24 protein-coding genes and 1 pseudogene are annotated in these 24,921 nt (G+C 69.5%); 17 read left to right on the forward strand and 8 right to left on the reverse strand.

Annotated elements, in window-relative coordinates:
* Window positions 1-6: 6 nt before the first annotated feature.
* Window positions 7-1,011: a GNAT family N-acetyltransferase gene (locus tag RCO27_RS00405; protein ID WP_309000665.1), complete on the reverse strand. Its 1,005-nt coding sequence runs from the start codon at window positions 1,009-1,011 to the stop codon at window positions 7-9.
* A 50-nt stretch (window positions 1,012-1,061) separates the two neighbouring features.
* Between RCO27_RS00405 and RCO27_RS00410 the strand changes: the two genes are divergently transcribed.
* From RCO27_RS00410 to RCO27_RS00465, 12 genes are all read left to right on the forward strand, one after another.
* Window positions 1,062-2,567 (forward strand): acyl-CoA ligase (AMP-forming), exosortase A system-associated, encoded by a 1,506-nt coding sequence (locus RCO27_RS00410; RefSeq protein ID WP_309000666.1) that lies wholly within the window; start codon window positions 1,062-1,064, stop codon window positions 2,565-2,567.
* Window positions 2,564-3,799, forward strand: coding sequence for a pyridoxal-dependent decarboxylase, exosortase A system-associated (locus RCO27_RS00415; protein WP_309000667.1), 1,236 nt, complete (start codon window positions 2,564-2,566; stop codon window positions 3,797-3,799). The genes RCO27_RS00410 and RCO27_RS00415 overlap by 4 nt, the downstream gene beginning before the upstream one ends.
* A gap of 163 nt (window positions 3,800-3,962) precedes the next feature.
* Window positions 3,963-4,604 carry an XrtA/PEP-CTERM system exopolysaccharide export protein gene (locus tag RCO27_RS00420; protein WP_309000668.1) on the forward strand — a complete coding sequence of 214 codons (642 nt, stop codon included), beginning with the start codon at window positions 3,963-3,965 and terminating at the stop codon, window positions 4,602-4,604.
* 40 nt (window positions 4,605-4,644) lie between these two features.
* Window positions 4,645-6,165: an XrtA system polysaccharide chain length determinant gene (locus RCO27_RS00425; protein WP_309000669.1), complete on the forward strand. Its 1,521-nt coding sequence runs from the start codon at window positions 4,645-4,647 to the stop codon at window positions 6,163-6,165.
* Between the two features lie 374 nt (window positions 6,166-6,539).
* On the forward strand, window positions 6,540-7,247 hold the full coding sequence (locus RCO27_RS00430) for a hypothetical protein (protein ID WP_309000670.1): 708 nt from the start codon (window positions 6,540-6,542) through the stop codon (window positions 7,245-7,247).
* Window positions 7,237-8,958 carry a hypothetical protein gene (locus RCO27_RS00435; RefSeq protein ID WP_309000671.1) on the forward strand — a complete coding sequence of 574 codons (1,722 nt, stop codon included), beginning with the start codon at window positions 7,237-7,239 and terminating at the stop codon, window positions 8,956-8,958. The genes RCO27_RS00430 and RCO27_RS00435 overlap by 11 nt, the downstream gene beginning before the upstream one ends.
* A 24-nt stretch (window positions 8,959-8,982) precedes the next feature.
* The gene (locus RCO27_RS00440; protein WP_309000672.1) at window positions 8,983-10,047 is read left to right on the forward strand and encodes an XrtA/PEP-CTERM system-associated ATPase; all 1,065 of its coding nucleotides are present in this window, start codon (window positions 8,983-8,985) and stop codon (window positions 10,045-10,047) included.
* A gap of 11 nt (window positions 10,048-10,058) precedes the next feature.
* Window positions 10,059-10,907, forward strand: a complete 849-nt coding sequence (locus tag RCO27_RS00445) for an XrtA system polysaccharide deacetylase (RefSeq protein WP_309000673.1) — start codon at window positions 10,059-10,061, stop codon at window positions 10,905-10,907.
* Window positions 10,904-11,938, forward strand: a complete 1,035-nt coding sequence (locus RCO27_RS00450) for a FemAB family XrtA/PEP-CTERM system-associated protein (RefSeq protein ID WP_309000674.1) — start codon at window positions 10,904-10,906, stop codon at window positions 11,936-11,938. Before RCO27_RS00445 ends, RCO27_RS00450 begins: the two co-directional genes overlap by 4 nt.
* A complete protein-coding gene (locus tag RCO27_RS00455; protein WP_309000675.1) occupies window positions 11,935-13,146 on the forward strand; it encodes a TIGR03087 family PEP-CTERM/XrtA system glycosyltransferase in 1,212 nt (403 codons plus the stop codon). Before RCO27_RS00450 ends, RCO27_RS00455 begins: the two co-directional genes overlap by 4 nt.
* Window positions 13,143-14,666, forward strand: coding sequence for an exosortase A (xrtA, locus tag RCO27_RS00460; protein WP_309000676.1), 1,524 nt, complete (start codon window positions 13,143-13,145; stop codon window positions 14,664-14,666). Before RCO27_RS00455 ends, xrtA begins: the two co-directional genes overlap by 4 nt.
* Before the next feature lie 4 nt (window positions 14,667-14,670).
* Window positions 14,671-16,617, forward strand: coding sequence for an XrtA/PEP-CTERM system amidotransferase (locus RCO27_RS00465; protein WP_309000677.1), 1,947 nt, complete (start codon window positions 14,671-14,673; stop codon window positions 16,615-16,617).
* Here the strand turns inward: RCO27_RS00465 and truA are convergent.
* Window positions 16,559-17,308: a tRNA pseudouridine(38-40) synthase TruA gene (gene truA, locus RCO27_RS00470; RefSeq protein WP_309000678.1), complete on the reverse strand. Its 750-nt coding sequence runs from the start codon at window positions 17,306-17,308 to the stop codon at window positions 16,559-16,561. The two genes, RCO27_RS00465 and truA, sit on opposite strands and share 59 nt — an antisense overlap.
* Entirely contained in the window at window positions 17,305-18,210 is a 906-nt protein-coding gene (fmt, locus tag RCO27_RS00475; protein ID WP_309000679.1) for a methionyl-tRNA formyltransferase, read from the reverse strand. The genes truA and fmt overlap by 4 nt, the downstream gene beginning before the upstream one ends.
* A gap of 125 nt (window positions 18,211-18,335) precedes the next feature.
* Between fmt and recR the strand changes: the two genes are divergently transcribed.
* Window positions 18,336-18,932, forward strand: coding sequence for a recombination mediator RecR (recR, locus tag RCO27_RS00480; RefSeq protein ID WP_309000680.1), 597 nt, complete (start codon window positions 18,336-18,338; stop codon window positions 18,930-18,932).
* Between the two features lie 21 nt (window positions 18,933-18,953).
* Here the strand turns inward: recR and RCO27_RS00485 are convergent, their stop codons facing one another.
* Entirely contained in the window at window positions 18,954-19,190 is a 237-nt protein-coding gene (locus tag RCO27_RS00485; RefSeq protein ID WP_309000681.1) for a DUF6356 family protein, read from the reverse strand.
* A gap of 115 nt (window positions 19,191-19,305) precedes the next feature.
* Between RCO27_RS00485 and RCO27_RS00490 the strand changes: the two genes are divergently transcribed.
* Window positions 19,306-20,481 carry an acetyl-CoA C-acetyltransferase gene (locus RCO27_RS00490; protein WP_309000682.1) on the forward strand — a complete coding sequence of 392 codons (1,176 nt, stop codon included), beginning with the start codon at window positions 19,306-19,308 and terminating at the stop codon, window positions 20,479-20,481.
* Here RCO27_RS00490 and RCO27_RS00495 read toward each other — a convergent pair.
* On the reverse strand, window positions 20,478-20,900 hold the full coding sequence (locus RCO27_RS00495; RefSeq protein ID WP_309000683.1) for a PilZ domain-containing protein: 423 nt from the start codon (window positions 20,898-20,900) through the stop codon (window positions 20,478-20,480). The genes RCO27_RS00490 and RCO27_RS00495 overlap by 4 nt on opposite strands.
* Before the next feature lie 146 nt (window positions 20,901-21,046).
* Here RCO27_RS00495 and RCO27_RS00500 point away from each other — a divergent pair, with 146 nt between their 5' ends.
* Window positions 21,047-21,829: an SDR family NAD(P)-dependent oxidoreductase gene (locus RCO27_RS00500; RefSeq protein WP_309000684.1), complete on the forward strand. Its 783-nt coding sequence runs from the start codon at window positions 21,047-21,049 to the stop codon at window positions 21,827-21,829.
* Window positions 21,830-21,981: 152 nt separating this feature from the next.
* On the opposite strand, the gene RCO27_RS00505 is transcribed toward RCO27_RS00500, so the two are convergent.
* Window positions 21,982-22,455: a RidA family protein gene (locus RCO27_RS00505; RefSeq protein ID WP_309000685.1), complete on the reverse strand. Its 474-nt coding sequence runs from the start codon at window positions 22,453-22,455 to the stop codon at window positions 21,982-21,984.
* A 99-nt stretch (window positions 22,456-22,554) separates the two neighbouring features.
* On the opposite strand from RCO27_RS00505, the gene RCO27_RS00510 reads away from it, so the two are divergent.
* Window positions 22,555-23,283, forward strand: a complete 729-nt coding sequence (locus tag RCO27_RS00510) for an amino acid racemase (protein ID WP_309000686.1) — start codon at window positions 22,555-22,557, stop codon at window positions 23,281-23,283.
* A gap of 145 nt (window positions 23,284-23,428) precedes the next feature.
* Here the strand turns inward: RCO27_RS00510 and RCO27_RS19240 are convergent.
* Both RCO27_RS19240 and RCO27_RS00520 read right to left on the reverse strand, forming a co-directional pair.
* Window positions 23,429-23,710: pseudogene (locus RCO27_RS19240) on the reverse strand (hypothetical protein); the annotation flags it as partial.
* Window positions 23,711-23,772: 62 nt separating this feature from the next.
* The gene (locus tag RCO27_RS00520; protein ID WP_309000688.1) at window positions 23,773-24,177 is read right to left on the reverse strand and encodes a hypothetical protein; all 405 of its coding nucleotides are present in this window, start codon (window positions 24,175-24,177) and stop codon (window positions 23,773-23,775) included.
* Here RCO27_RS00520 and RCO27_RS00525 point away from each other — a divergent pair.
* Window positions 24,149-24,847, forward strand: a complete 699-nt coding sequence (locus tag RCO27_RS00525; protein ID WP_309000689.1) for a hypothetical protein — start codon at window positions 24,149-24,151, stop codon at window positions 24,845-24,847. The two genes, RCO27_RS00520 and RCO27_RS00525, sit on opposite strands and share 29 nt — an antisense overlap.
* Window positions 24,848-24,921 lie beyond the last annotated feature (74 nt).

Below are 24,921 nucleotides of genomic sequence, written 5' to 3' on the forward strand. Positions count from 1 at the left end.
CAGCGCCTAACGGCTTCGCAGGTGGCGGGCAAGATTGGAGGCTTTGGTGCGCAGGGCGGCCGCCAGCCCCTTCAGGCGACGCGGATTGTGGGCGGTGAGCTGCCAGAGCATCCGCCGCTCGCCCATCCAGTCCGCCTTGTAGGGCTCGTCGCCGGTGCCGTAGTCGATGACCCGGACCCGGTCGTGATCGAGCACGCGGCGGAACATCGCCTCGCCGAGGATGGTGCCGGGGGAGAGCGGCCTGGCGCTTTCGGCATAAGCGAGCTTGTGGATGGTCGCCTCGCCATTCTCGACCAGCCAGAGCTGCGCCGCGACCGGAATGCCGTCCTGCTTCGCGATGCCGAGGCGGAGGGTCCCGGCAGCGCCTTCCTGATCGGCGAGCGCGCGCAGGAAGGGGAAGGAGCCTTCCTCGGGTTTCCAGCTTGCCCGATAGACGGCCTCATAATCGTCCCATGCTGCCGGGCTGAACCGGTCGTGGACCTCGACTTCGAGCCCGGCGCTTTTCGCCTTGCGCTTGAACGTGCTGCGCAACTGGCCGGGTCGGCTCGCCCAATAGGTCTCGAAATCCATGCCTGCGGTGTCGATCCGCCAGTTCGCCTTGTCGGGCTCGACCTCGACGATCCAGCCGGCATCGCGAAAGCCCGCCGCCAGAGGCCCGGGATCCTCGATCGGCGCAAGCGTGACGGTCGCGATCCCGCCGTCGCGCAAGGCGGCGGCGATCGACGTCATGACGTCACGTTCCCGATTCCCCACCGCGTCGAAGCGCAGGGAATACCAGGCGGCGAGCCCGCGTGCGTCGCTCCCGTCGACCGCGAGGAAGAGCCAGGCCCGGCGTCCGCCCGTTTCCGCCCGGATGACGACGGGTTTGCCGGCGGACGGGCAATGCGCGGCGATCAGGCGGAACCAGTCGAGCCGGCCGTAGAGGCTGGGCACGTGGGCGCGATCGAGCGCGCCGGCGGCGTCGCGCGCGACGACGTCCAGGCTTTCAAAAAGCTCTATGTTAACCGCCACCGCTTTATGCCCCTTCGCCGCCGCCCTATCATGCCCTCTTTTAAGCAGGAATGAAGTTGTCCGATCCCACGCCTCGGCCGCTCGACCATTTGACCCTGCTGGGCGAGCGCAGCGCCCCCGCGCTCGTCACCAGAGAAGGCGCATTCGACTTTGCAGGGCTGGAGCGGGCCGTCGCGGCTCTTGCCGGCGCGCTGCAGGCGCGGGGGCTCGTTCCGGGCGAGCGGATCGCCAGCTGGCTGCCCAAGAACCGTCTCACCAGCCTGCTGCCGCTCGCCGCGCCGCGCGCCGGGCTGACCCACGTCCCGATCAACCCTCTGCTGAAGCATGCGCAGGTCGCCCATATCCTCGCCGACAGCGGCGCCCGGCTGCTGATCAGCGCCCGTGCACGCCTCGCCACCTTGGAGGACGGCGACGTGCCGGCTGGCTGCACGCTGCTCGATGAGGAGGGCAGCGCGGCTCTGTTCGATCATCTCGAGGGACTGCCGCCGTCGGACCGCGATCCCGAGGACCTGGCGGCCCTGCTCTATACCTCGGGCTCCACGGGCCGGCCCAAGGGCGTGATGCTGAGCCACGCCAATCTCTGGCTCGGCGCGATCAGCGTCGCGGACTATCTCCGTCTGACGCCCGAGGACCGGGTGCTGGCGGTGCTGCCGTTCAGCTTCGACTATGGCCAGAACCAGCTCTTCTCGACCTGGGCGGCGGGCGGCTGCGTCATGCCGCTCGATTATTTGACTGCGCGTGATGTGATCCGCGCGGTTGAAACCCATGAGATCAGTACATTGGCAGGTGTTCCTCCGCTCTTCGTGCAACTGATTGAGGCACCTTGGCCACCGGCGGCGGCACTGTCGCTGCGGCGGCTCACCAACAGCGGCGGCAAGCTCGCCCCCTCGGTGATCCGGCGGATGCGCGAGGTCTTCCCGGCCGCCGATATCTATTCGATGTACGGGCTCACCGAGGCGTTCCGATCGACCTATCTCGATCCGGCGTTGCTCGACGATCATCCGGATTCGATGGGCACCGCCATACCCTTCGCCGAGATCATGGTAATCGACGCGGACGGGGGCGCGGCGGAGGAGGGCGAACTCGTCCATGCCGGGCCGCTCGTCGGCAAGGGCTACTGGAACGACCCCGTTCGCACCGCCGAACGGTTCAAGCCGGCGCCGCAGGGCTCGGTCTATGGCGGCATGGCCGTCTGGTCGGGCGACCGGGTCCGCCGCGACGCCGAGGGGCTGCTCTATTTCGTCGGCCGCGAGGACGGGATGATCAAGACGTCGGGCCACCGCGTCAGCCCGACCGAGGTGGAGGAGGCGGCGATCGCCTCCGGCCTGATCACCGAGGCGGTGGCGCTCGGCGTCCCCGATCCGCGGCTCGGCGAGGCGATCGCGCTCGTCGTCCGCCCGGATCGGCGCGATCAGGAGGAGATACTGCGCGCTCATCTGAAGCGCGAACTGCCCAATTTCATGCAGCCCGGGCCGATCCTCTGGCGCACCGAGCTGCCGCGCAGCCCGAACGGCAAGCTCGACCGGGTCGCGCTCAAGGCGGAGCTGATGGCATGACCAAGCCGATGGGCCCGATCCCGGCTGGCTTCACCGCCGACGCCGACGGCATGCTGCTGATCGGCGGGCGCCGCGCCGATGCGCTGGTCGCCGAGGCCGGGGATACGCCGCTGTTCGTCTACGATCTCGGCCTGGTCGAGGCGAAGATCGCCCGCTTTCGCGCCGCCTTCGAAGGCGTCCACCTTCATTTCGCCATGAAAGCAAATCCTTATCTTCCGTTGCTCAAGCACGTCGGAAGCAAGGTTGACGGCGTGGATCTGGCTTCGGGGGGCGAACTGGCGATCGCGATGGCGGCCGGTGTCGATCCGGCGGTCACCAGCTTTGCCGGCCCCGGCAAGCGCGATGCCGATCTCGAGGCGGCCATGCGTGCCGGCGTGACGCTGAATGCCGAATCCGAAGGCGAGGTCGAACGCGCACTGGCGATCGGTACACGGCTCGGCATCCGCCCGCGCCTCGCGGTGCGGGTGAACCCGGATTTCGAGATCAAGGGCTCGGGCATGCGCATGGGCGGCGGCGCCAAGCCGTTCGGTGTCGATGCCGCCCGCGTGCCGGCGCTGGTCAAGCGGATCGTGAAGGCGGGCGCGGAGTGGCGCGGGTTCCACATTTTCGCGGGTTCGCAGGCGCTCGATGCCGGCGCGCTGATCGAGGCGCAGACCGCGACGGTTGCGCTGGCCGCCGAGCTGGCCGAGGCCGCCGGCGCCGAGCCGCCGCTGGTCAATCTGGGCGGTGGGTTCGGCATCCCCTATTTCCACGGCGAGCAGGCGCTCGACGTCGAGACGATCGCAGCTGCGCTTGCGGAAACCCTTGGAAAGCGCCCGCAAGTGCTTGCGAACACGGAATTCGCGATCGAGCTTGGCCGCTGGCTGGTCGGCGAGTGCGGGGTCTATCTGACCCGGATCGTTGACCGCAAGGAGAGCCACGGCAAGACCTTCCTCGTCACCGATGGCGGCATGCAGCACCAGCTCGCCGCCTCGGGCAATTTCGGCCAGGTCGTGCGCCGCAACTATCCCGTCGCCATCGCCAACCGCTTCGGCGCCGGGCCCGAAAGCGACGCAACGGTGGTCGGCTGCCTCTGCACGCCACTCGATCGGCTGGCCGACGATGTCGCGCTGCCCGACGCCCGGCCGGGCGATCTCGTCGCCGTCTTTCTCGCCGGCGCCTACGGCCTGTCGGCGAGCCCGCAGGCCTTCCTCGCCCAGCAGCCGGCGCGGGAGATGGTCGTCGGCGCTTAACGCCTTCCGGCCCTCACGTCCCATTCCGGGACGCGCCCGAAAAGGCGCTTGTTCCTAACCCGAATTTTACCTCTTGCGGCCATAGCGGGCGGCGAAATCCCGCGCGTCGGCCATCCCGTTTCGGGACCGGACGGAGCGGCGAGGCAGCCTTTGAAGAGGATCGATGATGCGCGTTCCCGCCAAGTCCGGTTTGACCCTCATCCTGGCCGCAGCGCTCGGCGCCTGTGCGACCGGCGGCGGTACGGGCGAAAGCCTGCCGCCCGCCAGCTTCGTCGGTACCAGCGACCAGGTCGGCGAGAATTACCAGATCGGCGCGCTCGACCAGCTCACCGTCTTCGTCTGGCGCAACCCGGAGCTCGGCGCGCGCGTCCAGGTCCGTCCAGACGGGCGGATCACGACGCCGCTGATCACCGACATGGTCGCCGTCGGCAAGACCCCCGCCCAGCTCGCCGAGGACATCCGCGCGATCCTCGCCCAGTACATCCAGGACCCGCTCGTCTCGGTGATGGTCGATCAGCCGCAGGGCACCTTCGCCCAGCAGATCCGCATCGTCGGCGCCACCGAGCGGCCGGCGGCGATCCCCTACCGCGCCAACATGACCCTGCTCGACGCGATGATCGCGGTCGGCGGCCTCAGCGAATATGCTGCGGGCGACCGCGCCCGTCTGGTCCGGACCGATCGCGGCTCGGGCGCCCAGCGCGAATATGACCTCAAGATCGCCAGTCTGCTCCGCCGCGGCGACGTCAGCGCCAATGTCCGGCTCGAGCCCGGCGACGTGATCATCATTCCCGAAAGCATGTTCTGATCCGCCACGTGCGCCAGCCCTGAAGGACGATACACCGCCGATGGACGGACTTTACGAACAGGTCAGGATCGCGCTCCACCAGGTGTGGCGCCGCCGCTGGCTGGCGCTCGGCACGGCCTGGGGCGTGGCTGTGCTCGGCTGGCTGGTCATCGCGCTCATTCCGAACAGCTACGAAGCGAAGGCGCGCCTCTTCGTCCAGGTCCAGCAGGCGCTGCCGCTGCAGCCCGGCGCGCCCGACGATCGCCAGAACCAGGTGATGCGCCTCAAGCAGACGCTGACCTCGAACGAGACCCTGCTCGCCATCGCGCGGCGCACCGATCTGGCCAATCTCGCCGCCAACGACCGCGAGCTGGGCGGCGTCGTTTCCGCCCTGCGCGAGCGGATCAAGATCACCGTCCAGCCGGACGGCATGATCGAGATCATCGCGAGCTCGAACATCTCGAGCTTCTCCAACGGCCAGAACGCCCGCACCGCCGCGGCGACCGTCCAGGGTCTGATCGACGAGTTCATGCGCCAGAACGCCGCCGGCGACGCCTCGGCCGGCCAGTCGCTCCAGTTCCTCGATCAGGAGCTGGCGCGCCGCGAGACCGCGCTGCGCGAGGCCGAGCAGCGTCGCGTCGAGTTCGAGCAGCGCTTCATGGGCCTGCTCCCCGGTGAGGGCTCGATTTCCCAGCGCATGTCGGCCGCCCGCGCCGAGCTCGCCGACATCCAGCAGCAGCTCCTCGCCAGCCAGGCCGCGGTCAATGCGATGCGTGCGCAGCTGAGTTCCACACCCGCCAACCTGCCGGGTACCGACGGCGGCACCACGGCAAGCGGCCAGATCGCGTCGCTCGAGGGCCAGATCAATCAAAGCCTCGCCCGCGGCTGGACCGAGCAGCATCCGGACATTCAGGCGCTCCGCCAGCAGATCGCGCGCCTGCGCCCCTATGCGCAGGCCGAGCGCGGCGGACCTGTCGCGGGGGCGTCCAACCCGAGCTACATCTCGCTGCGCGCCATGCTCTCCGAGCGCGACGGCCAGCTTGCCGCCGCGACGACGCGGCGCAACCAGCTTCAGGCCGATCTCGCGCAATTGAGCTCGCGCCAGTCGAGCGCGCCAAGCCTTGCCGCCGAGCAGGAGCGGCTCGACAACGACTACAACGTGCTGAAGCAGCAGTACGACCAGCTCCTCGCCAGCCGCGAGCAGGCCCGTCTGCGCAGCGATGCCGCCCGCAACACCAGTCCGCTCGCCATCCAAGTGGTCGAGCCGCCGAGCGTGCCGGGCGTGCCGGCCGCGCCCAACCGGCCGATCTTCCTGACCGCGGTGCTCGTCCTCGCGCTCGGCGCGGGCGGCGCCGTCGCCTTCGTGCTCGGCCAGCTCCAGACGACCTTTCCGACCCAGAACCGGCTCGCGGCGGTCACCGGCCTGCCGGTGCTCGGCACGCTGAGCGAAGTGGTGACGCCGCCCGAGCGCACGCGCCGCCGGCAGCAGCTCGTCTGGCTCGGCGGGGCAGGCGCGGCCCTCGCCGGCGGCTATGCCGCGCTGATCCTCGTCGAATTCTGGCAGCGCAGCGGGGTCGCGTGAGGACCGATATGACCAAGCACGGCGCCTCCTCGCTCTTCGAGCGCGCCGCCGAAGTCTACGATTTCGGCAGCGTGTTCGTGCCGCCTGCCGCGCCGCCGCCTGTGCCGGCGGAGGTCCAGTCCGAGCCGGAACGTGCACCCGTTATCGAACCTGAGTCTCCCTCTCCCCAGTGGGGAGAGGGTTGGGGTGAGGGGGTTCTGACTCCCGATGATACCCACGAACGTCCGACCCCCTCACCCTACCCCCTCCCCCAAGGGAGAGGGGAAGAAAGCGAGAGTGTGTCGGAGCCGGAAATCGCACCTGAACCCGAATTGCCAGTTATAGCTCCCGCCGAACCGCGTCTCGATGGTGTCGCAGCAATCGACCGCAATATCTTGGCTGAAAAAGGCTTTGTCGTCCCGGAAGCGCCCGCCACCGGCCTCGCCGAGGAATTCCGGCTGGTGAAGCGCCAGCTCCTCGTCGGCATCGAGCGGCGCGTGTCGCTGCCGGAGGAGAAACGGCGCACCGTGCTCATCTCCTCGGGCCAGCCGAACGAGGGCAAGAGCTTCTGCGCGATCAACCTCGCGCTCAGCCTCGCCGGCGAACGCGACGTCGAGGTGCTGCTGATCGACGGCGATTTCTCCAAGCCCGATGCGCTGGCGACCCTCGGCATTCCCGGCGGCCCCGGCCTGGTCGATGCACTCGCCGATCCGTCTCTCGATCCAGAGGAGTTCGTGGTCCCGACCGACGTGCGCGGCCTCTCGGTCCTGCCCGCCGGACGCAAGGCGAACAACGTGCCGGAGCTGCTCGCGTCCGATCGCACCCGCGAAGTGCTGGCCCGGTTGGTCGACGCGAACCGCAGCCGCATCATCCTGTTCGATTCGCCGCCGGCGCTGATGGCGTCGCCCGCGACCGTGCTCGCCGGCCATGTCGGCCAGGTGCTGGTCGTGGTCCGTGCCGACCGCACCACTGAGGCAGACCTGCGCGAGACGATCCAGCTGCTCTCGGCCTGCGACACTGTCGGGCTCCTCCTCAATGGCGCCGCGATCGCCGTCAATGGCCGCAAGTTCGGCGCCTATGAAGGCTATCCCGATGCGGAGTGAGCTTCGCGTCCTCCGCCGGCTGGCGCTCGCTTTCGGTCTGCTCGTCGCGGCGACGACGGCGCACGGCCAGGCGGGCATGCCGCGCTCGGGCGTCTCCTACGATCCGCCGCCGGTCGTCGGCGGGCCGGACGCAACGGCGGCGTCTGATGCCGCGGAACCGGAGGACAGCCGCAACGGGCGCGCCACGCGCCCGGGCCGCGCCCGCAGCGACGTCCAGGCCTATCTCGAATTCGCCCAGGTGCTGAGCGCCGAGCTCGATGGTGGCGAGACCTTCACCTATTCCAGCGTCGCCGCCGGCGTCGACGGTCAGATCCAGACCCGCCGCGTCCGCGCCCAGGCGAGCTACCGCTACCAGCGCAACATCGAATGGAGCGGCGATGTCGCCGACAGCGACATCCACAGCGGCATTGCCCGGGTGAATGCCGACATCGTCCCCGGCGCCCTGCAGTTCGACGCCGGTGCGCTGGCGACCCGCACCGGCGGGGTCGGGCGCGCCCTCGGCGTCACCGATCGCGATGATTCGACCGAGGTCTACAGCATCTATGCCGGCCCGACGCTGGCGACCCATGTCGGGCCGGTCGCGGTCAACGCCGCCTACCGGCTCGGCTACACCGCGGTCGACGACGAGGCCTTCCTGGGCTTCGGCGACGACTATGATGATTCGATCACCCACAGCGCCACCGGCAGCATCGGCATGGGGCCGGGCCGGCTGCCGTTCGGCTGGACCGTCGGCGCCGGCCATATGCGTTCGGATTCAGGCGGGCCGTTCGACTATCGCTTCGAAGGCACGTTCGTGCGCGGCGACGTCGTCGTGCCGGTCAGCCCGACGCTCGCCCTGACCGCGGGCGTCGGCTACGAGCAGCTCGAATCCAGCCAGATCGACCTGGCCCGCGACGCCAACGGCCTTCCCGTCGTCGGCCCGGACGGCCGCGCCGTGCCGGACCCGTCGCGGCCGCGGCTGCTCACCTATGACGTCGACGGCCTGATCTATGACGGCGGCCTGATCTGGCGGCCGACCCCGCGCACCGAGCTCACGGCCCGCGCCGGCCATCGCTATGGCGGCACGACCATCGTCGGCACCTTCCGCCACCAGTTCCGCCGCGGGTTCGGGGTGACTGCGGCCGTGTTCGACACGGTGGAGACGTTCGGTGGCACGTTGATCGCCAATCTCAATAACTTGCCGACAGACTTTGATATCCTGCGCAACCCGTTCACCGGCGATCTCGGCAATTGCGCGATCGGCGGCCAGGAGCCGGGCAGCGGCCAGTGCTTCGCCTCGTCGCTACAGTCGATCCGCGGCACCAGCTACCGGATGCGCGGCGCCTCGATCCTCTTCTCGGGCTCACGCGGCCTGTGGGATTTCGGATTCGGCGCCGGCTATGCCCATCGCCGCTTCGCCCGGCCCGACGATCCCGCCTTCGATAGTTTCGGGGGCCGCGAGGACGAGAGCTTCCAGGTCTTCGGCTCGGTCGGGCGCGAGCTCAGCCGCACGTCGCAGCTCGGCTTCGATGCCTATGCGAGCTGGTACAGCAGCGATCCGGATGCGTTCGGGGACGTGACGACGATCGGCGGTACGCTCAGCTATTCACGCACATTCCTGTTCGACCGGCTGCAGCTGATCGCTGCGCTCGGCCTCTATCATACCGACGGCAGCCTGATCGACAGCACCGTCGCGACGGGCCTGATCGGCCTCAGATACACCTTTTGGTAGGCACGAAAGGCCAGGGACAAGCCCATGTATATCGAGCATTTCGGCCTGACCGGACAGCCCTTCCAGTTGACCCCGGACGCGCGCTTTTGGTTCGGCAGCCGCAGCCACAAGAAGGCGATGGCCTATCTCGGCTACGGCATCTCCCAGGGCGAGGGTTTCATCGTCATCACCGGCGAGATCGGCGCCGGCAAGTCGACGCTCGCCGCCCATCTGATGGCGACGATCGACCGCGCGCGGCTCAACGTCATCAGCCTGGTCTCGACCCAGGTCGAGGGCGACGACATGCTGCGCCTCGCCGCCCAGGGCCTCGGTCTCGCGATCCGCGGCATCGAGAAGGCCGCCCTGCTCGAAGCGGTCGAGCGGCGGCTGACCGAAGAGGTCCGTTCCGGCAAGCGTACGCTGCTGATCGTCGACGAGGCGCAGAACCTGCCGGTCTCGGCGCTGGAAGAGCTGCGCATGCTCTCCAACTTCCAGGCGCGCGGCCATGCCCTGCTCCAGATCCTGCTACTCGGCCAGCCCGAGTTCCGCGAGAAGCTCGCCTCGCCGGGGCTCGAGCAGCTGCGCCAGCGCGTCATCGCCACCCACCATCTCGACGCGATGGATGCCGACGAGATCGAAACCTATGTCGGCCACCGCCTGATGGTCGCCGGCTGGCAGGGCCGCCCCGATTTCGCCGCCGACACCTTCGCCGTCCTCCATGCCGAAAGCGGCGGCATTCCCCGCCGCGTCAACCAGCTCGCCAACCGGCTGCTGCTCCAGGCCGCGATCGAGAACGGCAACCTGATCACCGCCGCGACGGTCCGCGCCGTTGCCGCCGAGATGAACGCCGACGCCGCCCCGGCCCGCGTCGAGGCTCCGGCGGCGGAAGAGCGCGTCCTGCCGCTGCGCTCGGCCCGGCCGCAACTCGTCCGCGACGAGCCGGTGCCGACTCCACAGGCGATCGAGCAGGATCCCGCGCTGGCCGGCCGGATCGAAGCGCTCGAGGCCCGGGTGGAGGACCAGGAGGCAATGCTGCGGCGGGTGCTGACCCTGCTCGTCGAATGGGTCGAGTCCAATCAGGACGGCGCCGTGAGGTCCAACGCCGCCTGAGGGGAGGGCCGATGCGCAATGCGCTGTCCGTCGATGTCGAGGACTGGTTCCAGGTCGGCGCGTTCGAACGCGTGATCGACCGCGCGGACTGGGACAACCTGCCGCGCCGGGTCGAGGCCAATACCGATCGCGTGCTCGGCTTGTTCGACGAAGCCGGGGTGAAGGCGACCTTCTTCACCCTCGGCTGGGTCGCGGCGCGCCATCCCGCCCTGATCAGACGCATCGCCGAGGCCGGCCACGAGGTCGCCAGCCATGGCTGGGACCATCGCCGCGTCTTCGCCATGGCGGGTGCGGCCGAATTCCGGGACGACATCGCAAAGGCGCGGGCAGCTCTGGAAGATGCGTCGGGGCAAAAGGTCACGGGATACCGCGCGCCGAGCTTCTCGATCGACCCGCGGACGCCCTGGGCGCACCCGGTCCTGGCGGAAGAGGGCTATGCCTATTCCTCGAGCGTCGCGCCGGTGCGGCACGATCACTATGGCTGGCGGGAGTCGCCGCGCTTCGCCTGGCGGCCGGTGGCGGACGCCGAACTGATCGAACTGCCGGTCACCACCATCGACATCGCCGGGCGGCGGATGGCAGCGGGAGGCGGCGGTTTCTTCCGCCTGTTGCCCTATGCCTTCTCGAATTGGGCGGTCGCGCGCGTCAACGCCAGCGAGCAGCGCCCTGCGATCTTCTATTTCCATCCGTGGGAGGTCGATCCGGACCAGCCGCGCGTGGCCGATGCGCCGCTCAGATCGAAGCTTAGACATTACACCAATCTCTCCGGGATGCAGGGTAAACTACTGAAACTGCTGATGGCCCATGCCTGGGGCCGCACCGATGAGGTCGCCGCTGCCGAACGGAGGCGCCTCGCATGAACGCGCATGCCCCGATCGCGCCGATCGAAGTGACAACCGCCGATCAGACCGATGAGGCGGTGGCAGCATTCGTGCGCGCCCATCCGCAGGCGACGCCATTCCATCTCCCGCAATGGAGTCGCGCCATCGCGGCCGGCACCGGCCAGCGCGCCCACCTTCTGGTTGCGAAGCGCGTCGGGGAAATTGTCGGCCTGCTTCCCCTGACGGAGATGCGATCGCCTTTGTTCGGCGCTGCCCTGGTCTCGACCGGCTTCGGCGTCGATGGCGGCATCCTGTCCGTCGACGCGGCGCCCGCCAATCCCATCGCCGGCGAGGCGATCAGGCTGGCCGACCGGCTGGGCTGCCCGTCGATCGAGCTGCGTGGCGGCCCGTGCCCGGACGGCTGGCATGTCAGCCGCGACACCTATGCCGGTTTCGCGCGCGACCTGCCGCAGGATGACGAGGCGATCCTGACATCGATTCCGCGCAAGCAGCGCGCCGAGGTCCGCCGCGCGCTCGGCTTCGGGCTCGACGTCGCGATCGGTCGCGATCCCGGTCCGCATTACCGCGCTTATGCCGAGAGCGTCCGCAATCTCGGCACGCCGGTCTTCCCCCGCGCCCTGTTCGAATCGGTGCTGGGCGCGTTCGGCGAAGATGCCGACATCCTGACGGTTAGCCGGGGCGGGCAGCCGCTGGCGAGCGTGCTCAGCCTCTATTTCAACGGCACCGTCTACCCCTATTGGGGCGGGGGCACCCGCATGGCCCGCGCCGCCCGCGCCAACGAGCTGATGTATTACGAGCTGATGCGTCACGCCGCGGCGCGGGGCTGCACCCGCTTCGATTTCGGCCGTTCGAAATTCGGCACCGGCGCCTTCGCCTTCAAGAAGAACTGGGGTTTCGAGCCGCAGCCGCTCGCCTATGCCCGGTGGGGCGAGCGGCGCGAGGTCAATCCGCTCAACCCCAGATATCGTCTGCAGGTCGCGCTCTGGCAGCGCCTGCCGCTCTGGCTCGCCAACCGCCTCGGCCCGCCGATCGCCCGGGGGCTCGGATGAGCGACATTCTCTTCCTCGCCCACCGCATCCCCTATCCGCCGGACCGCGGCGACAAGATCCGCTCTTGGCACATCCTGAAGCACCTGACGGGGCTGGCCCGCGTCCATGTCGCCTGCTTCGCCGACGATGAGGCCGATGCGGCTCACCTACCGGCCTTGCGCACCGCTCTCGGCGGCGCCCTTGGCGAGGCGCATGTCGAAGTCCGCCGCACCGGCAAGGCGGTGGCGGGCACCCGTGCGTTGGCGCGCGGCAAGCCGGTCTCGCTGACCCTGTTCGACAGCGCAGGCCTGCGCGCCTTCGTTGATCGCCTGCTTGCCACCGGCCGAATCGGCGCGATCTTCGCCTTTTCCGGCCAGATGGCGCAGTTCGTTCCGTCGGACTGTCCGGCACGCTTCGTGATGGACTTTGTCGACATGGATTCGGCGAAGTTCGCCCAATATGCCAACGACGCGTCTGGCCCGATGCGCTGGGTCCATCGTCGCGAGGCGGAAAAGCTCTTCGCCTTCGAGCGCGCCACCGCCGCGCGCGCCGATCTGTCGCTGTTCGTCAGCGAGGCCGAGGCCGCCCTGTTCCGGTCGCGGACGGGCCTCGCCGACATCCGCGCGCTCTCCAATGGCATCGATCTCGCCTTCTTCGATCCCGCCGCCGCCTTTCCGCGTCTCGTCGCGGCCGAGCGCGGGGAAGGGCCGGTCCTGCTTTTCACCGGCCAGATGGACTATGCGCCCAATGTCGACGCGGTCGGCTGGTTCGTCCGCGAGGTGCTGCCGCACATCCCCGGCCGCTTCGTGATCGCCGGCCGCAATCCGGCCGCGGAGGTGCGTGCGCTGGCCGGCGCGCGGGTCCACGTGACTGGCGCGGTCCCCGACATCCGCACGTGGCTGGCGGCGGCCGACCTCGTCGTCGCGCCGCTCCGCATCGCCCGCGGCATCCAGAACAAGGTGCTGGAAGCGATGGCGATGGCCAAGCCGGTGGTCGCCACCCGCGCGGCCTTCGAGGGGATCGAGGCCGAGCCCGGCCGCGACCTGGTGGTTGCCGACGGCGCGGCGGCGATGGCCGACGCGATTCGGGGCCTGCTGCACGATGAGCCCCGATGCGCGGCGCTCGGCGCCGCCGCCCGGCAGCGTGTCGAAATCGGCTACGGCTGGGAGCGGCGCCTCGCGCCCCTGGTGGAGATGGTGGCGCCGCCGGCCGGGAAGGCGGCCGCGTGACTCTCGCCGTGCGCCTCGACGCCGCCGCCGTTGCCGGCCCGTGGCGGACGCACCTCGTCGCGCTGGGCGCTGCGGCGGCGGCGATCCTTGCGCTCTTCCACCGCGATGCCGCCGACGTCGCAGCGATCTGGTGGTCGAGCTCGACCTTCAACCACTGCCTGCTGATCCCTCCGATCATCGCCTGGCTGGTCTGGCAGCGGGTACCGGGCCTCCGGCAGCTGACGCCGACCGTCTGGGCGCCCGGCCTCGCCCTGGCCGGCCTCGGCGCACTCGGCTGGCTGCTCGGCGATGCCGGCGGGCTCGCGCTCGCGCGCCATGCCGGCCTCGTCCTGATGCTGCAGGGCGCCATCATCGCCTGCCTCGGCAGACAGGTCAGCCGCGCGCTCGCCTTCCCGATCTTCTACGCGCTGTTCCTGATCCCCGCCGGCGAGGAGCTGGTGCCGGCGATGCAGACGGTGACGGCCGAGATCTCCATGGCCCTGCTCGCGCTCGCCGGCGTGCCCGCCCATATCGAGGGCATCTTCATCACCACGCCGACCGGCTATTTCGAGGTCGCGGAGGCCTGCGCGGGGGTGAAGTTCCTGATCGCCATGGCCGCCTTCGGTGCGCTGGTCGCCAATGTCTGCTTCCGGTCCTGGCCGCGCCGCATCGCCTTCATGGCCGTGGCGCTGGTCGTCCCGATCCTTGCCAACGGCGTGCGCGCCTTCGCGACCATCTACGTCGCCCACCGCACCGGCAGCGTCGATCTCGCCGCCGGCTTCGACCATGTCGTCTACGGCGGCATCTTCTTCGCCATCGTCATCGCGCTGATTCTGGCCTTGAGCTGGCGCTTCTTCGACCGCGGCCCCGACGATCCCTGGTTCGATGCCGCCACGCGGCGATCGGAGCAGGGTCGGACACCCATTGCCGTAGCTGCCGCCGCCACCGTCCTGATTGCCGCCTTCCCGGTCGCCTGGTCGGCTGCCGTTTCGGCGGGCGCCCGCCCCGTGCCGGCGACCCTGACCTTGCCGGACGTGCCCGGCTGGCAACGCGTGCCGGCGCGGGGCGGCATCCCCTGGCGCCCGCATTTCGCCGGCGCCGACCTCTTCCGTATGGCCCGCTATCGCGACCGACAGGGGCGCGAGGTCGATCTGGCCATCGCTGTCTACGCCCGCCAGTTGGAAGGCCGCGAACTGATCGGTTTCGGCCAGGGCGCGGTCGGGCCCGACAGTGCCTGGGCATGGACCGCCGGCGCTCCGGCTCCGCTGGACGGGCGGGCGGAGCGGATCGCCTCGCACGGGCTGGTGCGCGAGGTGGTGAGCTTCTACCGGGTCGGGGGGATCACGAGCGGGAGCGGCATGGCGGTGAAGCTGGAGACGATGAAGGTGCGCCTGATCGGCGGCCCGCAGCGCGCGGTTGCCGTGCTCGCATCCGCGCCTGCGCTGGCCGAAGGGGTGAGCCCGCGCCCGGCAATCGACGCCTTCCTCGCCGCGCTCGGCCCCGTCGCGCCGTTCGCCGACCGCGCCGCGGGGCTGGAGTAGCGTCATGTGCGGCATTGCCGGCCTGTTCCATCCCGACGTACCCAAGCCGGTCGATCCCGCCCGGATCGCGGCGATGACCGAGGCGCTCGCCCATCGCGGCCCGGACGGCAGCGGCATCTGGACCGCGCCCGGCATCGGCCTCGGCCACCGGCGCCTGTCGATCATCGACCTCTCTGACGCCGCATCCCAGCCGATGCTGACGCCCGACCGGCGCCTCGCGATCAGCTTCAACGGCGAGATCTACAATTTCCGCGAGATTCGTACCGAGCTGGAAGCCAAGGGCCACAGCTTCCAGACCGGGAGCGACACCGAGGTGATCCTCGCCGCCTGGCGTGAATGGGAGGCGGGCTGCCTCGCGCGCCTCAACGGCATGTTCGCTTTCGCGCTCTACGATGCCGGCGAGGACGCGCTCTACCTCGTCCGCGACCGGCTCGGCGTGAAGCCGCTCTTCGTCGCCCAGCTCGCGGATGGCGCCGTGATCTTCGCCTCGGAACTGAAGGGCCTGCTCGCCCATCCGGGCCTGCGCCGCACCCCCGATCCGGTCGCGATCGAGGACTATCTCGCTTATGGCTACGTCCCCGACGACGTCTCGATCGTCGAGGGCGTGCGCAAGATCCCCGCCGGCCATTACCTCCGCATCCGCCGCGGCCGCGAGATCGCGAACCCGGTGCAGTGGTGGGATGTCGATTTCTCCACCACCGACCGCCGGCCCGTGCGCGTTTTGCAGGAGGAGCTGGTCGAACGCCTGCGCGAGGCGGTCCGCTCGCGCATGGTGGCCGACGTGCCGCTGGGCGCCTTCCTCTCCGGCGGCGTCGACAGTTCCGCCGTCGTCGCCTTCATGGCCGAGGCGAGCCGCAGCGCGGTCGAGACCTGTGCGATCGGCTTCGACGAAGCCGACCATGACGAGACCGCCCACGCCGCCCGCGTCGCCGAACTCTTCGCCACCCGCCACCGTACTCGAACCGTCGCCGCCGCCGATTTCGACCTGATCGACACACTCGCCGAGGCCTTCGACGAGCCCTTTGCCGACGCCTCCGCCTTCGGCACCTACCGGGTGAGCGAATTGGCCCGCGAGAAGGTCACGGTCGCGCTTTCCGGCGACGGCGCCGACGAGATACTGGCCGGCTACCGACGCTACCGCCTGTTCCGCAACGAGGACCGGGTGCGCGGCCTGCTGCCCGGCCCGCTCGGCCGCGCCGCCGGGTGGCTCGGCGACCTCTACCCCAAGCTCGACAATGCCCCGCAATGGCTGCGCGCCAAGACAACGCTGCAGGCGCTGGGGCAGGGGAGCGGCACCGCTTATGCGCTCGCTGTCGGCGTCACTCCGCCGGCGATCCGCCGCGCGATCTTCCGGGCACCGCTCGGCGGCCATGTCGCCGAGGCGCGCTACGCCCGTGCCTTCCGCGACGCTCCGGCGAACGACGCGCTGTCGCGCGCCCAATATGCCGATCTCAGGATCTGGCTCCCCGGCGACATCCTGACCAAGGTCGACCGCGCCAGCATGGCGGTGAGCCTCGAGGCGCGCGAGCCCCTGCTCGATCACCGCCTCGTCGAGTTCGCCGCGAAGCTGCCGCCGCACATGCGGCTCCGGGGCGGCACCGGCAAATGGCTGATGAAGCGCGCGTTGGCCGATCGCCTGCCCGACGATCTCCTCCATCGCCGCAAGATGGGCTTCGTCACACCGGTTTCGGCCTGGCTGCGCGGCCCGCTCGCCGGCGAGTCGACGCGGATCGCGCACAGCCAGGCGCTCGCCGAGACCGGGTGGTTCGACGCCGACGCGATCCAGCGTCTCGCCGACGGTCACCTCGCCGGCGACATCGACCATGGCCGCACCCTCTGGCAGCTGCTGATGCTGGAAAAGTCGCTCCAGCGCGTCTTCGGGCTCGGCGCGGTCAGCGCTCCCCGGGATAGGACGCCTCGACGAAATAAAGCCCGTCGGGCGGCGCGTTGAAGCCAAGGGCCGCGCGGTCCTTCGCCTCCAGCGCCGCCTTCAGATCCGCCTTCGACCATTTGCCGCGCCCGACCAGCTCGAGGCAGCCGACCATCGAACGCACCTGGTGGTGGAGGAAGGAGCGTGCCGCCGCCTCGATCTCGATCACTTCGCCAAGGCGGCGCACCGTGATCCGGTCAATCGTCTTGACCGGGCTTTCCGCCTGGCATTGCGCCGAGCGGAAGGTCGTGAAATCATGCTTTCCGACAAGCGCTTGTGCGGCCTTGTTCATATCGTCCGCGTAGAGCACCACCGGCACCCGCCAGGCCCGCTTTGCCTCCAGCGCCAGCGGGGCGCGCCGGTTGACGATCCGGTAGATGTAGCGCCGCCCGATGCAGGAGAAGCGGGCGTGGAAATCCTCCTCGACGACCTGTGCGCCGAGGATCGCGACCGGCAGCGGCCGCAGCTTCGCATTGGTGCCGTCGGCGAGCCGGAACGGCGTGATCGGCTTGTCGATGTCGACATGGGCGGTCATCGCCAGTGCGTGGACGCCGGTATCGGTCCGCCCGGCCGCGTGCAGCACCACCTCCTCATGGGTGATCGCCCGGATCGCCTCCTCGATCGCCTGCTGCACCGATGGGCCGTGCGCCTGACGCTGCCAGCCCATGAACGGCCGGCCGTCATATTCGATGGTCAGGCGGAAGCGGGTCACGCGAGGACCGTGCCGACGGGAATGGCGAAGCCTCGCAGCAGTTCTCCGGGAGACATCGCCGCGCGCCCGGCCCGCTGGACGAAGGCCGGGCGGATCGCGCCGGAACCGCAGGCGATGGTCAGCCGCGCGTCGAGCACCGTCCCGGCCGCGCCGGTTTCATCCGAGAGATCGGCCGCAAGCACTTTGATTCGTTCGCCTGCATGCTCAAAAAAGGCCCCCGGCACGGGGTTGAACGCGCGCACCCGTCGCTCGACCTGAGCGGCGTCGCCCAAGAAATCGAGCTTCGCCTCGGCCTTCTCGATCTTGGCGGCATAGGTCACGCCGTCTTCGGGCTGGGGCTCCGGAACGATCTCGCCGATCCGCTCCAGCTCGTCGACCATCAGCGCCCCGCCGATCCCGGCCAGCTCGGCGGTGAGCTCGCCCGCGGTCTTGCGGTCGATCGCCGTCTCGCGCCGCGCATAGACCGGGCCGGTGTCGAGCCCTTTCTCCATGCCCATGATGCACACGCCGGTCATCTCGTCGCCGGCCAGGATCGCCCGATGGATCGGCGCTGCGCCGCGCCAGCGCGGCAGCAGCGATGCATGGACATTGAGGCAGCCATGCCGCGGCGCTTCAAGGATCGGCACCGGCAGGATCAGCCCGTAGGCCGCGACTACCGCGACATCGAGGTCCAGCCCCGCGAAGTCGGCCTGCGCGTCTGCGTCGCGCAGCGTCAGTGGCGTGCGCACCTCGATCCCGGCTTCCTCGGCGCGCCGCTGAACGGGGGAGGGGGACAGCGCCTTGCCGCGCCCTGCGCGCCGCGGCGGCTGAGTGTAGACCGCGACGACATCATGCCCAGCCGCCAGCAGGGCATCGAGCGTCGGCACGGCGAAGTTCGGGGTTCCCATGAAGGCAATGCGCATGGGTCGGACTTAGCGATGAGTTTCCGTCATTGCGACCCCGGCGCAGGCCGGGGGAAGCAATCCAACTCCCGCTCCTGGATTGCTTCGTCGCTTGCGCTCCTCGCAATGACGGCTACCTAACCCACATGGCCTCCCAGGAAATCGAAGCGCTGACCCAGGCGCTGGCCCGGCTCCCCGGCCTCGGCCCGCGCTCGGCGCGGCGCGCGGTGCTGCATCTGATGAAGCGGCGCGAAAGCGCGCTGACGCCGTTGCTGCGCGCGCTGGAGAAGGTGAACCAGAACCTCTCCGTCTGCTCGGTCTGCGGCAATGTCGACACCACCGATCCCTGCGGCATCTGCGCCGATCCACGCCGCGACACGCGGTTGCTCTGCGTCGTCGAGGAGGTGTCGGACCTCTGGGCGCTGGATCGCTCGCGCCTGTTTCCGGGTCGTTTCCATGTCCTCGGCGGGCGCCTTTCCGCGCTGGAGGGGGTGCGGCCGGAGGACCTCAATATCGACGGCCTGATCACCCGCGTCGCCGGCGGCGGCATCGACGAGGTGGTGCTGGCGATGAACGCGACGCTCGAGGGGCAGACCACCGCCCACTATCTCGCCGAGCGGCTCGAAACCTTTCCGGTGCGGCTCACCCAGCTCGCCCACGGCCTGCCGGTCGGCGGCGAGCTCGACTATCTCGATGAAGGCACGCTCGCGCAGGCGCTCCGGGCACGTCGCCCCGTCGCCTGAGCCGCGGGTGATTTGCCCCGGTCAGATGATCGGGTGGCGCTCCCAGTTCACCTTGTCGGCGCGGCCGGTCAGGCGTCCGTGGAGGCGACGCATCGTCTCGCTGCCGGTATTGACGCAGAGGAACGGAAAAACCGCGTGAATCAGGCAGGCGATACCGCCCCCGATCATCCGCACCCCGAACCAGGCCGCATGGCCGAAATGCTGGCCATAGGTCTCGCCGACCTCGTTCGGATGATGGGTGAAGGGGTTTTGCGCCATGGAAGATTCTACCTCTCTGTGTCTCCGTAATAGCAATTTATTCCCCGGGCTTCCAGACTCAGTTCGGCTCGTCTACCGTTGACGTAAACGTAAGCCTGAACACGAGGATCAGCTCATGCCGGAAGCCTTTATCGTCGACGCCGTCCGCACCGCTGGAGGCAAGCGCGGCGGCGCACTGAAGGACTGGCATCCGGCCGATCTGGCCGCGCAGGTGCTGAACGCGCTGGTCGATCGCGCCGGCATCGATCCCGCCGGGATCGACGACGTGGTCATGGGCTGCGTGGGGCAGGCGGGCGAACAGAGCTTCCATGTCGGCCGCACCGCGGTGCTCGCCTCGAAGCTGCCGCAGAGCGTCCCTGCCGTCACCATCGACCGGCAATGTGGCTCCTCGCAGCAGGCGATCCAGTTCGCTGCCCAGGCGGTGATGTCGGGGACGCAGGACATGGTGATCGCCGCGGGCGTCGAATCGATGACCCGGGTGCCGATGGGGCTGCCCTTCACTTTGCCGCTGCAGCACGGCATCGGCACCGGCCCGTTCCCGAAGAGCGTCCGGGAGCGATTCGGGGTCGCGATGTTCAGCCAGTTCGACGGGGCCGAGATGATCGCCGCGAAATACGGCTTCGCCCGCGAGAATCTCGACGCCTTCGCGCTGGAGAGCCATCGCCGCGCCGCGCGCGCCACGCAGGATGGCGCCTTCGCCGACGAGATCGTCGCGCTTCCCGTCATCGATGAGACCGGCGAGACCGTTCTGCACAACCGGGATGAAGGCGTGCGTCATGACGCCACGCTGGACGGCATCGCCTCGGTCAAGCTGCTGCGCGAGGGCGGCCGGATCAGCGCGGCCAGCGCCTCGCAGATCTGCGACGGCGCCAGCGGGGTGCTGATCGTCAACGGAGCGGCGCTGAAGGCGCATGGCCTGACGCCGCTGGCGCGCATCCACAATCTCACCGTCACCGCCGGCGATCCGGTGATCATGCTGGAAGAGCCGATCCCCGCGACGGTCCGCGCCCTGCAGCGCTCGGGGATGACGATCGCCGACATCGATCTCTACGAGGTCAACGAGGCCTTCGCCCCGGTCCCCCTGGCGTGGCTACGCGAGACCGGTGCCGATCCGGAGAAGCTCAACGTCAACGGCGGCGCGATCGCGCTCGGCCACCCGCTTGGCGCATCGGGCGCAAAGCTGATGGCGACGCTCGTCCACGCCTTGAAAAATCGTGGTCTGCGCTACGGACTTCAGACGATGTGTGAAGGTGGTGGGATCGCCAACGTGACGATCGTCGAAGCGCTCTAACTGTCGATCCAGCCAGTTCCGTCCGACCAGCGCGGATGGGTGCCGCCCTTGCGGCCGAAACCCGGGCGGCGGCCGTCCGGCTGGGTCAATGCCGGCATTTCCGGCGCCTTCTGGAAGGCGTCGAGCGCCTCGTGCTCCAGCGCGTCCTCGAACTCGATCCCGGCCTGGGTGCCCGAGACCCAGACGATGGTGCCGAACGCATCGGCAGCGCCGCGCTTCAGCATCACGTCGGTGCCCGCCGCCGGCAGGTTGAAGCCCTCGATGCGGGCGCCGCCGGCGGAGAGGTCGCGGATGCGGACGGGGACGTCGGTGGTGACGGTGAGCAGCCGGGCCGACAGGATCGTCAGCTGGCGCGGCCATTGCCGGCGGCTGTCCTGGCCATTGTCGAACACCAGTTTGAGCATTTGGCTGCTGGCCACGAAAACCCCCGTAGTTACCCCGTGCCGCAGTTTATGCGCCGTAAACCCTAATCGCCGGTTAAGTACGGCGTCGAAATGACGCCTGACGCGAGCCTTGCGCACGCCCGCCCGGCCCCTCTAGGGACAGGGCAAAGGGAGACACCGTCATGAAGCTCGATTCCTCGATCGCCGCCGTCGTCACCGGCGCCGCCTCCGGCCTCGGCGAGGCCACCGCCCGCGCGCTCGCCGCCAGGGGCGTCAGGGTCGCCGTCTTCGACCGCGACGCCGGCAAGGGCGAGAAGGTCGCCGCCGACATCGGCGGCATCTTTGCCCAATGCGACGTGACCTCGAACGAGGCGGTCGACGCGGCCTTCGCGGCCGCCCGCGAAGCCCATGGCCAGGAGCGGATCTGCGTCAACTGCGCCGGCGTCGCCAACGCGGTGAAGACGGTCGGCCGCGACAAGGAGACGGGCGAGATCAAGCGCTATCCGATCCACCAGTTCGAGCTCGCCGTCCAGATCAACCTGATCGGCACCTTCCGCGTGCTCTCCGCCTCGGCCGCCGGCATGGCGACGCTCGATCCGCTCGAGGACGGCGAGAAGGGCCTCATCATCAACACCGCCTCGGTTGCCGCGCAGGACGGCCAGATCGGCCAGGCCGCCTATTCCGCTTCCAAGGCCGGCGTGCTCGGCATGGCGCTGCCGATCGCCCGCGACCTGATGGGGGAGGGGATAAGGGTCAACACCATCCTTCCCGGCGTGTTCGAGACGCCGATGGTCGCGATGATGCCGCAGAACGTGAAGGACGCGCTCGCCGCCCAGGTGCCGTTCCCGAAGCGGCTCGGCCAGTCCGGGGAATATGCCCGCCTCGCCGTGTTCATGGCCGAGAACGTCTATCTGAACGGCGAATATGTCCGCCTGGACGGCGCCATCCGCATGGCGCCGCGCTGAGAGACTGTTTGTAAACGCTACTGGTGCGGCCGTCTGGCGGCGGTTTCTGCGCTTCCGGTGCTCACGGACATCCATGTCCGCTGCGCGCCGGTTCTCGAAACCACTACCAGCCGACTCACACCAGCGCGTTTCCAAACAGTCTCCAGGGGCGGTCAGCGGCGCTCCGGCACATAGGCGGTGCACTCGACCTCGACGAGCGCGCCGCGGGCGAGGCCGTCGGCTCCGAAGGCGCTGCGCGCCGGCCGCCGCGCGGCATTGAAATAGGTCACATAGACCCGGTTGAACGCCGGCCAGTCGGCCATGTCGTCGAGCATCACCAGGCAGCGCACGACATCGTCGAACGACGCACCCGCGTCGGTCAGCACCGCCCGGATATTCTCCATGACCTGCCGGGTCTGCGCCTCGATCCCCTGCGGCAGGCTGCCGTCCGGAAGGCTGCCGATGCTCCCCGACAGGTAGAGCACGTCGCCGGCCCGCACCGCCGCCGAGAAAGGCGGGGTCGATCCGGGCGCCCGGACCGCCGCCGCGGCCGCGTCGCTCACCGGATAATGCTGGACCGGCGGGCGCTGGGCCGAGGCCGTTCCCGCCGCCAGCATCGTCGCCGCCATCGCCATCCATGCCTTCATCGTGCCGCCCCTCGCTCTGGTGTCGCGCCCACACTTTATCCGCCGCGCGCCAGAAATCCACGCTTGCCTCGTTGGCCCCTCGCACCGCAGACTGCCGGCATGACCCGTCACATCGGCATCCTCGCCCACAGCGCCGAGGGCGCGACGCTCTGCTACCGGACGACCTGGCTGGAGGGCGTCGCGAAGATGGGCCCGCACAACCACCCCGAGATAACGCTGACCGGCATCGCCATGCACCACGCGCTCGATGCCTGGGAGCGCGGCGACCTGCCGGCGCTCCGCGAGATCTTCCTCGCCGACGCCCGCAAGCTCGCCGCCGCCGGCGCCGACTTCTTCGTCTGCCCGGACAACACCGCCCACATCGCCTTCGAGGCCCCGGGCGAACCGTTCCCGACCCCCTGCCTCCACATCGCCGAGGTCGTGGCAGGCCGCGCGGTCGCTGACGGCCGCACGAAGATCGGCATCCTCGGCACCGACTGGACGATGACCGGCCCGGTCTATCCCGGCGCGTTCGGCCGCCGCGGCCTCCACTGGGAGATCCCCGACGCCGCCGACCGCAAGACGATCCACGACATCATCTTCGACGAGCTTTGCCTCGGCATCTTCACCGACGCCGCCCGCGCCGCCTATGTCGATATCATCGTGCGCCTCCAGGCGCGTGGCTGCGACGCCGTCGCCCTGGTCTGCACCGAAATCCCGCTGCTGATCACCGCCGACATCTCGCCGCTGCCGATCCTCGATTCGACCCGCCTGCTCGCTGCCGCCGCGGTCGAGGTCGCGCTCGGCGAGCGGCCGATGCCGGCGTGGCGCGGCGGCCCGCTCGACTGACCTGGCGCACGAACACCGCATTGCGCGTCGGAATGACGCCGTCGAACGCGATCTGCACGCCGGCGCCGGTGCGCGGATCGACCGCATGGACGTGCAGATGCGGCTCGGTCGAATTGCCCGAATTGCCGACCTGCCCGAGCCGCTGGCCGACGGCGACGCGATCGCCCGCCGCCACCGCGATGCTGCCTTGCCGGAAATGGGCCAACTCGACCCGTAGGCCCTGGCAGGCGAGGACGACATGGTTACCCGGCGGATGCTCCGTATCGGTCGCGGGCGGCCGAAGGTCCGGCAGCCCGTCCGTCGCCGAGACCACCTGCCCGGCGCACGGGCTGGTCACCGGCTTGCCGAAGACGGCGTAGCGCGCGGGGTCGGCCGGCAGCAGGCCGGCCGCGCGGAACCCGGCCGGGCCGACCGCACCGATGTCCACCGCATGACGTTGCGCCCGGTGTCTGCTGTGATGGTTGAGCAGCCCGATCCCGCCGCCATGCGCTACGACGAACCGGCCGTCGGCGATCGGAAAGGCGAGGGGCCGGGGCGCGTCGCGATGGAACAGCCCGGTGAGGATATATAGCCCAACGCCAGGCCGAAGAAAGCGAGCGAGGCCGTGGTCAGATGCCGCCGCCAGAACGGGCCACCGGCCGGGTCGCGCCAGGCCCGCCCGCGATGTCGCCGCGCCGAAAGCAGGATCGCGATGAGGATCACCGCCATCAGGAGGAAGCGGGTCCAGATCCCGGCGATGTCCCAGCGACCGACGAGCAGGATCAGCAGGGTGAAGACCAGGGTGTCCGCGATCACGACCAGCCAGCCTGCCCGGGTCGGCTCGTCGAGCCGCCACAGCCGCCAGGCGAAGGCCAGGGGCAGAACGGTGCAGACCAGCAGCAGCACGCCGATCATGAAGTGGGACATCGTCACAGCGGTCTCCGGTAAGGGCCGTTCGCCTGATCAGAAGGACGCCGCGCTGCCGCGTCCGGCCCTCCGCATTTCGACGATGCGCCCCGCCTTTGGGACGAGCACCTCGCGGCGGATTCGCCATTCAGCGCCCGTTTCGCCTGCAACGGGCATTGAGCGGCCAGCGACAAAGGAGCAGGATATGCGGATCATCTTCGCCCTGACCGGCGCGGTCGCGCTGGCCGCAGGTGCGGCCGAGGCCGGCGCCCAATCCTCCAACACCAGCTCGAACAGCTCGTCCAACAACGGCGTGGTGCGCGAGCGGATCGTCGACACCTATTGCGACCGCGGCTGGTGCGAACGCACCGTCGAGCGCCGCACCTGGCGCGACGACCGCCGCCGCTGGCGCGACGGACGCCGCGACTGGCGCGGCCGCGACGGCCTGCGCCGCTATCGCGGCAGCCAGGAGTATGACGACAAGGCGGCTGACGAGAGCCGGCCTCGATGGCGGGTGTCCACTTGGGGTCGAAAGCGGACATCTCGGATCAGCCAGCTACGACAAGCCGATAGCCCGCGTCATATGCGTCAAGGGAAAGCAACTCCGCGTAGCGACGTTCCCATTCACCCGTTTCGAGATCGTGCTGCAGACTCCGCAATCCCGGTTCGGGGTTGCTGAGAGCCCATGGAGGCGTCGAAAGTATCATCGTCGAACGGAAGCTAGCGCGATGCGCGGTCGGGCTTGCGAAGCTC

This window comes from Sphingosinicella sp. LHD-64 (genome assembly GCF_031157375.1).
Lineage (GTDB): Bacteria > Pseudomonadota > Alphaproteobacteria > Sphingomonadales > Sphingomonadaceae > Allosphingosinicella.

Excerpts from the sequence above, each read along its gene's own strand:
- RCO27_RS00435 (WP_309000671.1), top strand. The coding sequence starts at position 7,237 with ATGCGGAGTGAGCTTCGCGTCCTCCGCCGGCTGGCGCTCGCTTTCGGT.
- RCO27_RS00445 (WP_309000673.1), top strand. The coding sequence starts at position 10,059 with ATGCGCAATGCGCTGTCCGTCGATGTCGAGGACTGGTTCCAGGTCGGC.
- RCO27_RS00490 (WP_309000682.1), top strand. The coding sequence starts at position 19,306 with ATGCCGGAAGCCTTTATCGTCGACGCCGTCCGCACCGCTGGAGGCAAG.
- recR (WP_309000680.1), top strand. The coding sequence starts at position 18,336 with ATGGCCTCCCAGGAAATCGAAGCGCTGACCCAGGCGCTGGCCCGGCTC.
- RCO27_RS00520 (WP_309000688.1), bottom strand. The coding sequence starts at position 24,177 with ATGATCGGCGTGCTGCTGCTGGTCTGCACCGTTCTGCCCCTGGCCTTC.
- fmt (WP_309000679.1), bottom strand. The coding sequence starts at position 18,210 with ATGCGCATTGCCTTCATGGGAACCCCGAACTTCGCCGTGCCGACGCTC.
- RCO27_RS00465 (WP_309000677.1), top strand. The coding sequence starts at position 14,671 with ATGTGCGGCATTGCCGGCCTGTTCCATCCCGACGTACCCAAGCCGGTC.
- RCO27_RS00420 (WP_309000668.1), top strand. The coding sequence starts at position 3,963 with ATGATGCGCGTTCCCGCCAAGTCCGGTTTGACCCTCATCCTGGCCGCA.
- RCO27_RS00450 (WP_309000674.1), top strand. The coding sequence starts at position 10,904 with ATGAACGCGCATGCCCCGATCGCGCCGATCGAAGTGACAACCGCCGAT.
- RCO27_RS00505 (WP_309000685.1), bottom strand. The coding sequence starts at position 22,455 with ATGAAGGCATGGATGGCGATGGCGGCGACGATGCTGGCGGCGGGAACG.
- RCO27_RS00500 (WP_309000684.1), top strand. The coding sequence starts at position 21,047 with ATGAAGCTCGATTCCTCGATCGCCGCCGTCGTCACCGGCGCCGCCTCC.
- RCO27_RS00410 (WP_309000666.1), top strand. The coding sequence starts at position 1,062 with ATGAAGTTGTCCGATCCCACGCCTCGGCCGCTCGACCATTTGACCCTG.
- RCO27_RS00415 (WP_309000667.1), top strand. The coding sequence starts at position 2,564 with ATGACCAAGCCGATGGGCCCGATCCCGGCTGGCTTCACCGCCGACGCC.
- RCO27_RS00440 (WP_309000672.1), top strand. The coding sequence starts at position 8,983 with ATGTATATCGAGCATTTCGGCCTGACCGGACAGCCCTTCCAGTTGACC.
- RCO27_RS00455 (WP_309000675.1), top strand. The coding sequence starts at position 11,935 with ATGAGCGACATTCTCTTCCTCGCCCACCGCATCCCCTATCCGCCGGAC.
- RCO27_RS00425 (WP_309000669.1), top strand. The coding sequence starts at position 4,645 with ATGGACGGACTTTACGAACAGGTCAGGATCGCGCTCCACCAGGTGTGG.
- RCO27_RS00510 (WP_309000686.1), top strand. The coding sequence starts at position 22,555 with ATGACCCGTCACATCGGCATCCTCGCCCACAGCGCCGAGGGCGCGACG.
- RCO27_RS00485 (WP_309000681.1), bottom strand. The coding sequence starts at position 19,190 with ATGGCGCAAAACCCCTTCACCCATCATCCGAACGAGGTCGGCGAGACC.